Source organism: Halobacteriovorax sp. BALOs_7 (assembly GCF_003612895.1).
Lineage (GTDB): Bacteria > Bdellovibrionota > Bacteriovoracia > Bacteriovoracales > Bacteriovoracaceae > Halobacteriovorax_A > Halobacteriovorax_A vibrionivorans.
Genome location: NZ_CP027772.1, coordinates 87607 through 102830, shown reverse-complemented (window position 1 = coordinate 102830; position 15224 = coordinate 87607). Strand labels below are relative to the sequence as shown.

Below are 15224 nucleotides of genomic sequence, written 5' to 3'. Positions count from 1 at the left end.
TTTTCTTACAGAATCATTCTGCTTTTTTTCAAGAAATAATACGGCAATTTTTACCGTGTATAATGAAATTTTAGGATTAGTCGTTGAACTTGACAACAACTTTTTTGGAATTTGTAATATTAATTACAGATGGAACTTTCTTTTTCTTATTCATGTAACTAATAATCTGAGTAAGTTTATCAACCTTTAGAGGCCATTCATCTTTACCCATAAAGACACTTGATGGCTTGCCTTTAATCGATAAAATCATTGTTAATTCTTTATTATCACTAACAATAACTTCTGAAATTAGTTTTCTAAATACTAGATCAAGTCCTGAGACAATCTTCGTTATTTTTCTTTGAACGTCCTTATCCATCTCTCCTACTGGAATAGCGAGATAAGGTAGTGAGTAACTCAACTTCTTTTCTGTTCTTAGAAGTATTTCATAAGTTGGATCAAATAGTTGACCATTTTCAACAAGAATCGCTTCGTAAGATTCCATTCCATTCTCTTTATAAATTTGTACTTTCATAAGAGGAGATGGACATTCGTATATAAAATTTAGCATTCCTTGAAGTGGATCGTACTTGATAGTGTAATCAGATAAGAAATGTTTTTCTTTTAACTTATCGTGATCAATTAAGTTCTTCATACTTCGTAATGAACTATTTTTTTCGAAATCTTTTACGAGTTTAAGAGTTAGGGTTCCCGCTGCACGAGAAGGACATTTACCAAAAGCCGTTTTGTATTTGATTTTCTCCATTGGACGTGATGTCGCAAGTATCGACGTGCTCATCATTAAGAAAGTTATAATACCAAATACTTTTTTCATTAGTTGTCTATCCTGACTTCTGGTTCGAATCTTAATCCATACTGGAGTAGTAATTCATCTTGGACTAGTTTTATCAGCTCTTTAACATCAGAAGCGCTTGCCTCATTAAAATTTTCCATAAAATTTCCATGAAGATTGCTAACTCTAACACCACCAACTTGTAGTCCCTTTAAATTTAGTATATCAACAAATCGTCCCGCAGTGCAAGTTCGCTCTTTATTTGTGATGTTTTTAAAGACACTACCACAGGTTTTTTCTCGTAAAGGTTGGGTTTTATTTCTAACCAATAAATAATCTCTAATTTTTTTCCCAAGTTCCGGATCTTGTCCATGACTAACTAATTCAACCTGGTAAACAACATCACCTGGCCTTAAAAAATTATTCTGCCTGTATGAGAAACTACTTTCATCTACTTCATAGATATGCTCAGTGCCTTCTTTATCAATATACCAGACGCGCTTTACGATCTCATTTATCCAGCCCAGACCTGTTCCTGCATTCATAAAAACAGCGCCCCCTAAAGTGGCCGGGATTCCCGTAATGACTTCCCAACGTTTATTTCCAAATTTTGAAGCATGAGAAGTTAGAGTTGAAAGCTTTATAGATGCGGGTAAAATATAAGAGTCATGATATGAATCAAATATAGTCTTATCATATGAAAAATCTAAATGAATTATTGGCCTCTTTATTTCTTCATTTAATAGTTGATTCGCACCTAAACCAAGCAAATGATAAGTCATACCATTATCACTTAATTTTTTAACAACAGACTTTAAGGCGTTAACACTTTTTATAGTAATTAAATTACCAAAGGACTTTACTTTCATCGTTGAATAGCGAGAAAGATCCTTTCTGATTTCAACTTCAATATCTGAAATGTCTTTAAGTAATAACTTAAGATTATTCATTTCTGTCATTATCAAGAACCCACTCTCTGATAACACGACCAATTGAACCAGCACCAAGAGTCATAATAGTTGCTTTTTCATTCGACTTAATAATTGAATCTAAATCTTTTAATTCTATATTCTTAGCAAGACCTGGATGTAGACGATTGATATCCTCTACTAATCTTTCTGAAGTAATACCTGCTATTGGTTCTTCACTTGCTGGATATATTGGACACATGTAAAGTTCGTCAACATCGTTAAAGCAGTGTAGAAATTCATTCCAACAATCTTTTGTTCTCGAAAAACGGTGTGGTTCGAAAATTGCAATTTTTTTGTGATCTCGAATCTCTTTTAAAGTACCAAGTGTGGAAGAGATCTCTGTTGGGTGATGTCCGTAATCATCCAAGATCTCAATTTTGTCATTTTTATAAAGAAGCTGAAAACGACGCCCAACATTCTCAAAGCTTCTAATCGAGCTCTGAATCATTTCAACTGGTACACCCATTTTATGAGCAATAGAAATTGCACCTAGAGCATTCAAAATATTATGCTTTCCAGGTAGATTAATTTTAATACGTCCTAAGTTCTCAGGACCTACGATTAAATCAAACTCTGAACTTAGACCATCCATTGTTATATTAGTTGCTTGATAATCAGCTTCATTTTTAATACCAAAAGTAACAATTGGTTTCTTAATAAATGGAACAAGACTCATTAAGCGATCATCATCTGCATTTAAAGATGACAGTCCATAAAAAGGAACTTTGTTAATGAATTCTTCAAAGCTTGCCATAAGAATGTCTTCACTTCCATAATGATCCATGTGATCCAGATCAATATTCGTAACTACTGACATAATAGGATTAAGCATTAGAAAAGATCCGTCAGACTCATCTGCTTCTGCTACAAGATATTCCCCTGTACCAACTTTTGCATGACCAGCAAGATTCGATACAATTCCACCGATAATATATGTAGGTTCATAGTTACTTGCTTGTAGAATCGTTGCAAGAAAACTTGTTGTCGTTGTCTTCCCGTGAGTTCCACCAATTGCAATTCCACGCTTAAGTCTCATGAGCTCTGCTAGCATTTCAGCCCTTCTCATAATTGGAACCTGATTTTCACGGGCCTGTTGCATCTCTGGATTAGTATCATTTACCGCTGAAGAATAAACAACAACTGTCGTTTCATCTGTTATGTTCTCTCTATTATGACCAATATAAACTTGTGCTCCCAAATCTCTTAGACGAACAACATTGGCCGAGTCACTAATATCAGAGCCTGTTACTTTGTAACCAAGTGAAAGTAAAATCTCAGCGATACCACTCATACCGATACCACCAATCCCAATAAAATGAACTGAGATATCTTGAATATTAAAATTCATTTCTAATCCTTTAAAATAATTTCTCTCATAAATTTAGCCTATCTATGAGCTATTGTTGAGAAAAAAACGGCTTTTGAGCATTATCAGTGTGTTGACGTGACACACAAGAGAAAATAACACCTATGGCAATTAAGTTTGATAGAAGTGATGATCCACCATAACTTACAAACGGAAGGTTAAGACCTTTTGTTGGAAGTAGTCCAAGAACAACTCCCATATTTAGACATGCTTGAACACAGATAATGAAAACAATTGAAGTTACCATCTTTCTTGCAATGACATCTTTTAATGAAAGAGCAAGTCTGAAACCGAAATGAGTAAAGGCCATAAAAAGGCCAACAAATGCGATAACACCTAGAAAACCAAATTCTTCTCCAATGACAGAAAAGATAAAATCGTTATGCGCCTCTGGTAAGAAGAATAATTTTTCTAAACTATTTCCTATCCCTTTACCGAAAAAGCCACCATTGGCAAAACCAATCCATGACTGAATAACCTGAAATCCACTTCCCCTAGGGTTTGCCCAAGGATCAAGAAAGGCCATTAACCTTTTTACTCGATAAGGTTGCGCAATAAGAATAAGACCGGAAAGAACTGTTCCGACTGAGGCCAAGATATAAAAGTATTTACGATTAAAATTTGAAATGAAACATGTAAAACCGATTCCTAAGGCGCAGATAAAGAATGTTCCAAAGTCTGGTTGTAAAATAAGAAGCAATAAAACGAAGAAAATATTGGCAGCGAATTTTAAACGGTTTTTAAGATCTAGCTTTTCATAACTTTCAAAGAAAAAGAGAGAAAGCATAAGAGTTGAGTATTTAGCAAATTCTCCGGGCTGAAGTGATCCCACTCCAATATTGATCCAGCGATTTGCACCTTTAGCGATAACACCAAGTCCAGGGATAAAAGTTAATATAAGTAGAAAACCGATTACAATATTGAGATGAAATGAAAATTTATACCAAAATTGATATTTAGTCTTAGAGACGATAAATGCCAATCCTATTCCAAAAAGAGCGAAGAAAATTTGCCTTGAGAAAAAGTGTAAACTTGTTCCATACACTTCTTTTGAAAACATATACGATGACGAATAAACCATTACCACGCCAAATGCGACAATAATTGAAGTAATGATTAAGAAGAATTTGCCAAAACGATCCGTGTTTTCCAATGAGTTCATATATTTATCATATATGAATTTGCTATTCGATGCATTAGAAAATAAAGAAGCTGTGCAGCGTTACCCTACTTTATATACATTTGAGCAAAAGTACGAAGAGAGTCGATCTTTCGATTTTCAAAACAATTATATACATTAAGTGGCGTAATCCCTTCATGATGTACGATATGTGAAAGACATGCTTTCTCTCCTCTATTCTTAACGAGCGCAGCAAGAGTCACATGTAAGCTATTTACCTGTGAATTATAATAACTTGTAATCTCTCGTACGGCCTCAAGTCCCACAGAGGATTTCACATAAGTGCACGCATTAAATTCAACAAGACTGATGGCCCTTCTCGTATTCAAGACATCGGTAATACAATTTAGCTGATAGGAAGAAGTAATCTGTTCACACTGCTTTCTAAAGCGGTATTGATTCATTTTAGATAAACGTTTCTCAACGACTTCACGACAATCATGCGTGAACTCATTGGCCTTAATGTGAGAGGTAATAATACTGACGAAGATAAAGAATAAGACAACTTTCATGCAGTCATCATATGCCTGTGTACTTGTTCTGTATTAGTGCTAAAAAAAATGCCTGCATAAAGCAGGCATTTGAAACAATTATAATTGATATACTAGTTTTTTGAAGTAGTTTCCTCTTTCCTCATAATCTCTAAAGAAGTCTGTTGCAGGATTCCCCGGTGAAAGAATAATCGTATCACCAGTTCTCGATTTTTGATAAGCAAAGAGAACTGACTCTTCAAATGAACCAACAATGAAAGTTTGTGGATGCTCGCCAAGAGCACGATTCATACGCTCTTTAGCTTCACCTACAAGAACGATAATACGAGTAGTTGAACATAACTCATCACTGAATTGCTCGTACTCAAGTTCTTCCATGTCTTTACCACCTGCAATTAGAATAACAGGAGTTTTGAAAGACTTTGTTGTTTCACAAAGAGTCTTCATATCAGTTGCTTTTGAATCGTTATAGAAGTTAACGCCATTCTTTTCCATTAAGAATTCAATTCGATGTGGAATTCCTGGGAACTTTGTTACACATGTTTGAATTGCTTCATCTGAAAGATCAAGGGCCTTACATGCCGTAATTGCAGCAAGTAAGTTTTCACGATTATTTTGACCAATGATTCTCATCTTCTTCACTGTAAATTCTGAATGGTATGAAATATTTGAGTGGATTCGACGATCGTGGAAATGCGTTCCTTGAATCTCTTCCATTACACCAAGCTTAACGAATGATCTTCTTGAGTACCAATAAGTTTGGCAATTAGCATTTCTAAAGAAGCTATTATTTGCAAGCTTATCAAAGTTAACAATAAGAGTATCATCTGGAGAAAGAGTCTTAATAATACTAAGCTTAGTCTCCATATACTCACCCATAGAAGTGAAATGATTCTGTGGATAAGTGTCAGCAATATCAGTAAAGACAACCATCTTAGGGTGGAAGTCATCAAGTTTTCTCATTTGAACGGCAGAAACCTCAACAACAACGTAATCGATTTCATCTTTATTAGGTAGCATTGAGTATTCAATAAATGGACTATCACTTGTACCACCTACGAATACATTTTTACCATCTTGTCTCAGTGTGAAACCAATCATATGTGCTACAGTTGTACGACCATGTGATCCACAAACAGCAATAATAGGCTTGCGACAAAGAGTATTACCAAGTGCAAATTCAGAATAAACCTGCTTACCTTCTCTTCTTGCTAATTCAAGCTGAGGTAGGTTTGGATCTACTGCACTTGAATAAACAACAACGTCAGCATTTAAAAAGTCATCATCTAAATGTTCACCAAAAGTCATTTCAACTGCTGGCTTAATTTTACGTAGCTTTTTTACGGCCTTATTTAAATCAAAAATCGGCTTGATATCAGTAACTCTAATATTACACTCGAGACGATTAAAGAAATTGATGAGCTTGAAACCAGTTTTTCCAATACCAACGATTAGGATATTCTTGTTTCTAAATCTCTCCATTTATTACCTCATTTTTAAAGTAGCGATAGCAAGAATCGCTAAAAATATACTTATAATCCAAAATCTAACAATAACTTTCGGTTCGGCCCATCCCATCAACTCAAAATGATGATGGATCGGTGCCATCTTAAAAATTCTCTTTTTACGAGTTTTATAAGAACCAACTTGTAATATTACTGAAACAGCTTCAGCAACAAAAACACCACCAATAATGACAAAAAGTAATTCACTTCTCGTTAAAACGGCCATCGTCCCTAGTGTACCACCTAAGGCAAGGGACCCCACGTCACCCATAAATATCTGAGCTGGATATGTGTTATACCATAAAAAACCAACGCCTGCACCGACGATTGCAGCACCAATTACGGCCAATTCACCAACATTTTCAACATATGGCACAAAAAGATATGAAGCGATTTCACTGTGCCCCGTGGCATAACCAATAAATCCTAGAGTTGCAGCAGAAGTAATAATTGGACCAATTGCCAATCCATCTAGTCCATCTGTTAAATTAACAGCATTACTAGATCCAACGATAACAATTGCACCAAATAAGACAAATAACATGCCTAAGTTAAATACTGGCCCTTTTACAAATGGTACAAAAAGTTGAGTATCAATCACACCGAAGTGAACCATGGCATAGACAGCAATTAAGCCTGTCACAAATTGCCAAAGTAATTTCCCCTTAGCGGACACACCCTTTGTATTTCCTTTAGAAATTTTTGCGTAATCATCGATGAAGCCTAAAGCAAAATATGATGCTGTAACTCCGCAAGTGATTAGAACAGGAATGGAATTGAAATTCCCTGTTATCAGTAGGGTTAGAAGAATTGTTCCTAAAATAAATACTCCACCCATTGTTGGAGTACCGGCCTTTTTTAAATGAGATTCTGGCCCATCATCACGAATAACTTGTCCGAATTGTTTTCGCTGCATGAAGCCGATGAAATACTTCCCCCAAATAATTGAGATCACCGTCGCCAACAAAAACGCCACAACTGTTCTAAATGTGATGTATTTAAAAATATTAAATGCAAAGAATTCATCCCTTAAGGGATATAGGAAATGATACAACATGTAATTATCCGTGTTTTAAATTATATTACATAGTTATATCTATTAGCCTCTCTAGTTGTAAAGAACGAGAAGCTTTTAAAAAGATATAATCGTACGAATTTAATACCGATAACCACTTTGTGCAAAGATCATCAAGATTTTTATATATTTCAGCCTCACCTTTAAAGGTATTCTTATAATATTGAGAGTATTGACCAATAAAAAAAGCGTGCTTTGCGTTAACAGAATTTAATACATTTGAAATATCTTCGTGATGTTTTTGTGTTTCACTACCTAATTCATTCATATCACCCAGAACAAAAAGAACCTTCTTATCGCTAGGTACATTTTTTGCAAATTCTCTTATCGCAAGATTCATTGAGGTAGGATTTGCATTGTAGGCATCTAAATATATCTTTGTCTTATCAACATCAATCCACTGTGCTCTTTTATTCTTAGGTAGACGTACTGATTTCAATTCATGGGCCAAAGACACTGAAAAGATATTTTCTAGGATGAAAGCTGAAGCCTGAATATTCCATTGATTATATGACTCTTTAATAATATCACTTTCAAAAGGATGTACGACCTCTTTATTTACGAGCACAACTTTATCATCTTGCGCAAGAGTTGCTAGTTTAGCATCTTCACAATTCAGATAAAATTTAACACCATTTTTTAAAACCCAACGATATAAAGCAGACTTCTCTTTTAAAACGCCATCAAGATTTTCTAAAAATTCGGTATGGGCATGACCGATATTAGTTATATAACCAAAGTCAGGCTGTGCAATTTCACAGAGCGCTTCAATTTCACCAAAGTGATTTGTCCCCATCTCAATAATGGCAAACTTATGTTCGTCTTTTAGCGAGAATATTGTAAGTGGTACTCCAATATGATTATTTAAATTACCTTGAGTACAAACAACAGCATCGTTTAAGAAACTCTTGGCCAAAGAAAAAAGGATCTCTTTTGTTGTAGTCTTACCATTAGAACCAGTAAGACCAAAGACGATACCATCTTTATTTTTCCATTCTTGAATACGAAACTTTGCGGCTTCTTGGAGAAATTTAAGGCTATCATTTACAAGAAAGAAGATAAGCTCATTATCTCTTTCATATAAAGACTTAAGCTTTTCCTCTCGCCCTTCTTCATTGGTAACGACAAAAGCCTTTGCCTTATTGGAGATAGCATCCTCAATAAATTTATAAGCATCAAACCTGTCGCCCTTTAGCGCGACAAATAAGTTTTCACCATTTGGCATCTTAGAATTTGTCGATAAAGAAATTTCATCTTCACTTACCGTACCGATTATTTTTATTAAACCATTAATGTTTTTTAAATCTGTTATCTTCATAATACTTCAATTGCCTTTTTCACTATTTCAATATCACTAAAGAAAGACTTCACTCCATTTACATCCTGGTACTCTTCATGACCTTTACCTGCAATAATAACGGCAGTAGGATCTTTATATCTTTTTACATAATTTTTAATTGCATCTTCTCGGCTAACAATAACATCAACATCATTACTATTATCTTTAAGAATATCTTCAATAATTCTTTCAGGGTCTTCAAATCTAGGATTATCACTAGTGACCACGACGCTGTCACTATACTCGAGAGCCGCTTGTAACATCAGAGGCCTTTTGGTTCTATCACGATCACCACCACATCCAAAAATTGTGATTAAATGATGGTTCTTAAATAATGACTTAGTCTCACGACAAATATTTATTAATGCATCAGGAGTATGAGCGTAATCGATGATATAAATATTTTCCTGGTCTCTTATTAAATTAAAACGACCTTTAGGTAGCTCTAGTTTTATTTCTCGTTTTAATTCTTCACCAGCAGCTTCATCACAAAGGGCAAAAGCTAAATCGAGATTATCTTTATTATAACTGAGGTTAAATTCTTCACCGTATTTATTATCAACATGGGGAGCAACTTTATATTTAATTTTATCTTTAAAATATTCCGCCTGTGAACTTGGAATAATTACTTCATTTTCACAATAATTAAGAAGCTTTGCCTTAGCATTGAAATAAGCTTCCATTGTCCCATGATAGTCTAGATGGTCTTGTGTCAGGTTAGTCCAACCTATTGAGCTAAAGTCCATTCCTTTAACTCGTCCTTGCTCTAGAGCGTGAGAACTAACTTCAATACAAAAATAATCAATATCGTTTAATCGATATATTACTCGTCTCAAATCAAGATATGATGGTGTTGTCGCTGATAATGAAGGCATAATCTCTTTATCTTCACGAATGATACCAACAGTGCCAATACAACACGCTTTAAAATTATTTCGATTTAAGATTAATTGACATAAGTGAGTTACAGAAGACTTGCCATTTGTTCCAGTGACACCAATTAATGAGACTTCTCGGTCTAAAGGGTATAAAACTTCTACCAGCTCTTCTTGTAATTGATAAAAGTCTTCTAGTTCAACAACAAGACAATCAAGGCCTTCAACTTCTAAATTTGTTATTACTAAACCCGCATTTCCCTTTTCGTATCTTTGCTTGAACAGAGAAATTGATTTTTCGTTTTCATAAAGACGATAAAATGCAATATCACCTTTTTTGGCTTGATCTAGATTGACTGTTAAATCAACAAATTGATCTGTGACAATGTTGTATTTTGAAATTAGGCTATTCATATGTTGGTGGGGCATATCTTAATTTAATGATAGTGTTTTTTGTATATGCACTTCCAGGTTCCGGTAGCTGCTCATCAACAACCCCGACACCACTATGAGTAAGATCAATATCTAATTTACGAGCAAGCTTCATAGCAGATTTTTTATCAAGGCCTACGAAATTAGGAACTAGTCCACGACCAGTATACCTTTTAGCAGAATGAACTCTTTTAACAGAATCAAAGGCCATGTCATTTTCAAATAGATCGTTCTCTGCAAGACCTTCAAACTCTTTATTCTTATACAATAAATACTCTGTGACTTTCTTGAACACTGGTCCAGCGACAGAGTTTCCATAATATGATTTTCCCTTTGCTGGCTTATCCACATAGGCATAAACGACAAACTTCTTTTTAACGCCAACTGGAAAACCTAAGAAACCAGGAATGTAGCCTGTATATCGTCCCATATTATCAGCTCTTTGTGCCGTGGATGTTTTGGCCGCAATTTTAAAATATGGAATTTTTCCATTACGAGCTGTTCCGTCTTCAACCGTTTTAATCATCATATCCGTCAGTGACTTTGCAACTTTTTCTGGGATAATCTGTTTAGCTTCAGTTTTATTAGATTCATCAACTTTTAAAATTGTAGGCTTAACATATTTTCCACCATTTGAGATGGCCGCAAATGCCGCAAGCATCTGTATTCCTGTCGTTGCAACTCCCTGACCAAAACTAATATTACTTAAGGATAGAGGAGAAACATTCTTATCGTCGGTAAAGATACCACGGGACTCAGCAGGCAATTCAATTCCAGTTTTCTCACCAATTCTAAACTTAGTTAGAGTTGACTTTAGTTTTGGAAAAGTTAGGTCAAATGCAATTTTTGTCGTTCCAATATTTGAAGAGTGCATGAGTATTTCTTCAACAGATAACCATTCAAATTTCTTTCTCGACTCTGCTTCTTTAATTATATGATCTTCAACTTTCAGGCGCCCTTGTTCACAGTAGTAATTTGTATCCGGACGTACAACATTATTCTCAAGGGCCGAGGCCACTGTAATAACTTTCATTGTTGAACCTGGCTCAAATGGATCTGAAATGAAAGAGAGCTTACGGTCAATACTTCTAGATCCATCTAAATCGTTTGGATCAAAAGTAGGATAATTTGCAACAGCAATGATTTCTCCAGTTTCTGCGTCCATAACGCCAACGCCACCACGCTTCGCTTCGACTTTTTCGACGGCCTCTTTTATGGCCTTCTCTGCAACGGCCTGAACTTCTTTATCAATAGAAAGGTATATATCTTTTGATCTTTCTGTCGGAATATTTTGACTCACATAGCGAACAGGTCTTCCTTTATTGTCTTTGAAGTATTTTATAATTTGTGGCTCACCTCTAAGCTCATCATCAAAGCGGTGTTCTATTCCTGCAAGGCCATTATTGTCAAGGCCAACAAAGCCAAGTGTTTGCGCTGCTAATTCATGATTTGGATAAATACGCTTTGGGATTTCTTCAATATAGACACCCTTGAGCTTTTTAATTGCATGAACTTGTTCTTCTGTTAAGTTGATCTTTCTTGCAATCCAAGTAAAGCGATTTCGCTTCATTGCCTTTGAGCCAATATTTTCAATCTCGGCCTCTGGCATGATTTGCGTTAACTTCTTAAAGACATTCTTATCTCTAATATTTTTTGGAATGGTAAAAAGAGAGTATGTTCTTATGTTAATTGCGAGAGGATTCCCATTGCGATCATAGATATGACCACGTCTTGGGAAAACCTTGCGTTCACGGAAGAATTGTTTTTTTGATTGTGACAATAAATGACCGCGATCAACAACTTGAATGCGGAATGCCTTCACAAGAATTGCTACAAAAGCAAATGCAAAGACGACATAAACTATTTTTAATCTATTCTTTAAGTTACTCTCATTCACTTTATTTACTTCTTAGCTGGAACAACAATAATTTGATGTTGTTTTGGCTGTGCTAAATTATAACGACGGGCCATTTTCCTTAAATTTGAAACTGAAAGAAGGCGTGCCTTTTTGGCCTTTAATTCCTTTCCTTCAATTTTTACTCTCTCAACTTCTTTTTTTACAGTTGCAATCTCATAGTTTAACTCAATACCTTTCATTCTAAAAAGTACAAATAAAACTGTAATCACAACTAAGCTAAGAACAATTGGTAAACCTTGTGAGCTTAATAGAGCCCCTTTAATTTTATTCCCAATACTTTCCTTCTTAGACTTTGATCGACTCATCCTAGAGGCCATAAAACAATCTCCTATTGTTTTTAATTCTGTATTTTCGAAAACTTTTCGTATTTATTCTTTGATTTCTTCTCACTCACTCGTTTTAAAATTCGAAGCTTAGCACTTCTTGAACGTGGGTTTTCTGAAATCTCTTCTTCACTTGGTATAATTGGCTTTTTAACTTCATTTTCAAAAAGCATTTCACCAAGCCCATTTTTTTCAAACTCTTTAAACAATCTCTTAACAATTCTATCTTCAAGAGAATGAAAACTTATAATTAATATTCTACCATTAATCTTTAATAATGGTAGCACCTGAGCAATTACATCTGATACTACATCAAGCTCTTTATTTACTTGTATACGCAGTGCTTGGAAGCATTTTGTTGCAGGATGAATTCGACCAAATTGTAGTTTTTTTGGATAACAATCTTTGATGAGCTCAGCTAATTGAAAAGTTGTTTCAATCGGGCCTTCTTTTTCTCTTTTGGCCTCAATCTGCTCCGCAATGCGCCATGCAAATTTCTCTTCACCATATTCTCTAAATAGATCAGCTAATTCTTGCTTAGAATACTTATTGATAATATCTTTTGCCGTTTCTATCTCATCGTTATCATAGTCCATTCGCATATCAAGCGGTGCATCAACACGAAATGAAAACCCACGAGAACCTTCATCAAAATGATGGGAAGAAACACCCAAATCTAAAAGTACTCCGTCAAGGCCTTCGTTCTCATCAAGTAGCTCTTGATGGTTTCCAGTGACGACATCATGAAAGTGAACAAAGTTTGAGTCATGTAGAAAAAGTCGATCTTGAACACCATTTTTTTCGATAAGCTTTCGGCCATTTGCAAGAGCATCTGGATCTTGATCAAAAGAGATCAATTTTGCATTCGAATTCCTCTCTACGATGGCCATGGAGTGACCACCCGCACCAAAAGTACAGTCAGCAAATACTAAACTTTCTTTATCTTCATTATTTAAATAAAGATAATCGAGGCATTCATTCTTTAATACTGAATAGTGTTCTTTATAATCTTCCAATCTATATCCAATTTATGCATTAATCAGTTGTTTACTTAAAAGATGTTAATTTATTTATGAACGATCTTTTATTGTCTTTCATTTATTTGACTTGGACATGCACCTAATGACAAAATTTTACATCTAGCACAAGGAATTTGAAAGAACTATGAGAGATACTGATTTATTTTTAAACAAATATATAGAATCAAAAGTATTAAACTTAAAAAGTCGCTTTAATGCTTATAATGCACGTAAAAATTATTCTAAAACTTTTCTTGATTCAGCTAAAGAACTTACAAAGTCTGATATAAGACAACGTTTTTTACAGGCAAAAGAAAATCTCTCACCAAATGACACTCTTAAGTTAATGAGAAATCTTTTAAATTCTTCAGCGTGGATCAGTTTTTCAACGGCACGCTACCTACACTCTCTAACTAATTTTAAAAGCTTTGATAACAAATTTGATTACAACTTTATCAACTACCGCTTTTTTAATGATCTAAAAAATAAAAAAGAAATTGATTTAGAAGATGATGAAATTTTCAAAATCATTTACAACGAAGTTGAATATGCAAAATATCATCCAAATTATATTTCAAATTTAGAAGCTCCAACAACAAATGCAACGATCATATTAATTCCAGGAGTATTTAATGAACTATTTTCTACCCCTTCTTTTGAAAGGGCATGCCTTCATTTAAAAAAGAATTATGGTATTAAATACTTCACTCCAAGCATTAATGGTTTTGATAATTGTAATAAGAATGCAGAGTCATTAAAAATTCAAATCAATGACTACATGAAAGAGCATCCTAATGAAAAATTATGGCTCGTAGCATTTTCAAAAGGAGGTCTTGATACTCTTCACTACTTAAGTGAGTATAGCGAAGAACAAGATTCAATATTAGGTCTCTCAACAATTGCTAGTCCAATTCTTGGTTCAGATTCTTTTAATAAGAAATTAATTAAAACTCTTAATCTCATTCATAACTTCTCTGATTCAAAACTATATAAACTAATTGATAGTAGAAGAGATATACTTGCTAAAGAAATGCAAAAATCACTCTCATCTACTTATCGTAGGCCATGGCTTAGGAATAATCATGAGAAACTAAACCCAAATCTTTTTTATACATCGATTGGGTTTTCATCAAAATGGTATGACAGCCACTTATGGATGATGCTTATGAAGCTCATCATCAGAAGTAAGAATGAAAATGATGGCGTCGTTGATACTGAAAGCACCCTTTTTCCATATTACTTTCAAAAAGGAATTAGTTTAGGAATTCTAGAAGGACATCATCTTGTTGGAAGAAGATCATCCTTCTATTGTCAGGAAGCACTAATTGAAGCTCATATACATTTCTTAAAATACAAAGGACTACTCTTTTAGTCCCCCCTTAAGATTCATAAGAACTAATTTAGACATCGCCTTTAGTGTTTCAAAAACACCAACACCTTTTACAGCAACAGAGTCGAAAGCTGGTCGCTCATCTGCATTTAATGTCTGCTGTAAGTCTTCGACTGGTGTAACATTTGGTAAATCTCTTTTATTCCATTGAAACACAATTGGAATTTGATCAATATCATATCCCTGCTCCTTAAGGTTTTCCTCAAGACTTTTTAAAGATTCAATATTTGCTTCCATTCTCTCAAGTTGAGAATCTGCAACAAAAATAACACCATCAACCCCACGAAGAATTAGCTTACGTGAAGATTCATAGAAGACCTGACCTGGCACTGTATATAAGTGAAAGCGTGTACGGTAGCCACGTATTTCTCCAAGATCAAGCGGAAGAAAATCAAAGAAAATTGTTCTCTCATTCTCAGAGTCGAGACTTACCATCTCTCCTTTATTCCCACCGGCAGTTTTTTGATAAATATATTGAATGTTAGTCGTCTTTCCACCAAGGCCCGGCCCATAGTAGACGATCTTACAGTTAATTTCCTTCGTATTATAATTTACAAAAGACATAAGT

14 protein-coding genes are annotated in these 15224 nt (G+C 34.6%); 1 reads left to right on the top strand and 13 read right to left on the bottom strand.

Annotation, left to right across the window (positions count from 1 at the left end; genetic code table 11):
• Positions 1-76 precede the first annotated feature (76 nt).
• The 12 genes from BALOs_RS00500 to rsmH all read right to left on the bottom strand — a co-directional run bounded on the left by BALOs_RS00500 (position 77) and on the right by rsmH (position 13263).
• Entirely contained in the window at positions 77-814 is a 738-nt protein-coding gene (locus tag BALOs_RS00500) for a hypothetical protein (protein WP_114706087.1), read from the bottom strand.
• Positions 814-1722 (bottom strand): UDP-N-acetylmuramate dehydrogenase, encoded by a 909-nt coding sequence (gene murB, locus BALOs_RS00495; RefSeq protein WP_158536792.1) that lies wholly within the window; start codon positions 1720-1722, stop codon positions 814-816. The genes BALOs_RS00500 and murB overlap by 1 nt, the downstream gene beginning before the upstream one ends.
• Positions 1715-3091, bottom strand: a complete 1377-nt coding sequence (gene murC / locus BALOs_RS00490) for a UDP-N-acetylmuramate--L-alanine ligase (RefSeq protein ID WP_120404001.1) — start codon at positions 3089-3091, stop codon at positions 1715-1717. The genes murB and murC overlap by 8 nt, the downstream gene beginning before the upstream one ends.
• Positions 3092-3140: 49 nt before the next feature.
• Positions 3141-4271 carry a putative lipid II flippase FtsW gene (gene ftsW, locus BALOs_RS00485; protein ID WP_114706084.1) on the bottom strand — a complete coding sequence of 377 codons (1131 nt, stop codon included), beginning with the start codon at positions 4269-4271 and terminating at the stop codon, positions 3141-3143.
• Positions 4272-4336: 65 nt separating this feature from the next.
• On the bottom strand, positions 4337-4801 hold the full coding sequence (locus BALOs_RS00480) for a hypothetical protein (protein ID WP_114706083.1): 465 nt from the start codon (positions 4799-4801) through the stop codon (positions 4337-4339).
• A 78-nt stretch (positions 4802-4879) separates the two neighbouring features.
• Positions 4880-6262 (bottom strand): UDP-N-acetylmuramoyl-L-alanine--D-glutamate ligase, encoded by a 1383-nt coding sequence (murD, locus tag BALOs_RS00475; protein WP_114706082.1) that lies wholly within the window; start codon positions 6260-6262, stop codon positions 4880-4882.
• A 3-nt stretch (positions 6263-6265) separates the two neighbouring features.
• A complete protein-coding gene (gene mraY, locus BALOs_RS00470; RefSeq protein ID WP_120404000.1) occupies positions 6266-7342 on the bottom strand; it encodes a phospho-N-acetylmuramoyl-pentapeptide-transferase in 1077 nt (358 codons plus the stop codon).
• Between the two features lie 25 nt (positions 7343-7367).
• Complete coding sequence (gene murF / locus BALOs_RS00465) at positions 7368-8678, bottom strand: UDP-N-acetylmuramoyl-tripeptide--D-alanyl-D-alanine ligase (RefSeq protein WP_120403999.1); 1311 nt, start codon at positions 8676-8678, stop codon at positions 7368-7370.
• Complete coding sequence (locus BALOs_RS00460; RefSeq protein ID WP_162929472.1) at positions 8675-9988, bottom strand: Mur ligase family protein; 1314 nt, start codon at positions 9986-9988, stop codon at positions 8675-8677. Before BALOs_RS00460 ends, murF begins: the two co-directional genes overlap by 4 nt.
• Positions 9981-11903: a penicillin-binding protein gene (locus tag BALOs_RS00455; RefSeq protein WP_120403997.1), complete on the bottom strand. Its 1923-nt coding sequence runs from the start codon at positions 11901-11903 to the stop codon at positions 9981-9983. The genes BALOs_RS00460 and BALOs_RS00455 overlap by 8 nt, the downstream gene beginning before the upstream one ends.
• A gap of 5 nt (positions 11904-11908) precedes the next feature.
• A complete protein-coding gene (locus tag BALOs_RS00450) occupies positions 11909-12241 on the bottom strand; it encodes a hypothetical protein (protein WP_114706077.1) in 333 nt (110 codons plus the stop codon).
• A 20-nt stretch (positions 12242-12261) separates the two neighbouring features.
• On the bottom strand, positions 12262-13263 hold the full coding sequence (gene rsmH / locus BALOs_RS00445) for a 16S rRNA (cytosine(1402)-N(4))-methyltransferase RsmH (RefSeq protein WP_120403996.1): 1002 nt from the start codon (positions 13261-13263) through the stop codon (positions 12262-12264).
• 148 nt (positions 13264-13411) lie between these two features.
• On the opposite strand from rsmH, the gene BALOs_RS00440 reads away from it, so the two are divergent.
• Positions 13412-14638, top strand: a complete 1227-nt coding sequence (locus BALOs_RS00440) for a triacylglycerol lipase (RefSeq protein WP_120403995.1) — start codon at positions 13412-13414, stop codon at positions 14636-14638.
• Here the strand turns inward: BALOs_RS00440 and BALOs_RS00435 are convergent.
• On the bottom strand, positions 14627-15220 hold the full coding sequence (locus tag BALOs_RS00435; RefSeq protein ID WP_114706074.1) for an ATP/GTP-binding protein: 594 nt from the start codon (positions 15218-15220) through the stop codon (positions 14627-14629). The two genes, BALOs_RS00440 and BALOs_RS00435, sit on opposite strands and share 12 nt — an antisense overlap.
• Positions 15221-15224: the final 4 nt, after the last annotated feature.

What these genes read in the sequence shown, in the direction of transcription:
- murD (WP_114706082.1), bottom strand. Translation starts at nt 6,262, where the DNA reads ATGGAGAGATTTAGAAACAAGAATATCCTAATCGTTGGTATTGGAAAA.
- BALOs_RS00480 (WP_114706083.1), bottom strand. Translation starts at nt 4,801, where the DNA reads ATGAAAGTTGTCTTATTCTTTATCTTCGTCAGTATTATTACCTCTCAC.
- BALOs_RS00450 (WP_114706077.1), bottom strand. Translation starts at nt 12,241, where the DNA reads ATGGCCTCTAGGATGAGTCGATCAAAGTCTAAGAAGGAAAGTATTGGG.
- murC (WP_120404001.1), bottom strand. Translation starts at nt 3,091, where the DNA reads ATGAATTTTAATATTCAAGATATCTCAGTTCATTTTATTGGGATTGGT.
- mraY (WP_120404000.1), bottom strand. Translation starts at nt 7,342, where the DNA reads ATGTTGTATCATTTCCTATATCCCTTAAGGGATGAATTCTTTGCATTT.
- murF (WP_120403999.1), bottom strand. Translation starts at nt 8,678, where the DNA reads ATGAAGATAACAGATTTAAAAAACATTAATGGTTTAATAAAAATAATC.
- BALOs_RS00500 (WP_114706087.1), bottom strand. Translation starts at nt 814, where the DNA reads ATGAAAAAAGTATTTGGTATTATAACTTTCTTAATGATGAGCACGTCG.
- ftsW (WP_114706084.1), bottom strand. Translation starts at nt 4,271, where the DNA reads ATGAACTCATTGGAAAACACGGATCGTTTTGGCAAATTCTTCTTAATC.
- BALOs_RS00440 (WP_120403995.1), top strand. Translation starts at nt 13,412, where the DNA reads ATGAGAGATACTGATTTATTTTTAAACAAATATATAGAATCAAAAGTA.
- murB (WP_158536792.1), bottom strand. Translation starts at nt 1,722, where the DNA reads ATGAATAATCTTAAGTTATTACTTAAAGACATTTCAGATATTGAAGTT.
- BALOs_RS00460 (WP_162929472.1), bottom strand. Translation starts at nt 9,988, where the DNA reads ATGAATAGCCTAATTTCAAAATACAACATTGTCACAGATCAATTTGTT.
- BALOs_RS00435 (WP_114706074.1), bottom strand. Translation starts at nt 15,220, where the DNA reads ATGTCTTTTGTAAATTATAATACGAAGGAAATTAACTGTAAGATCGTC.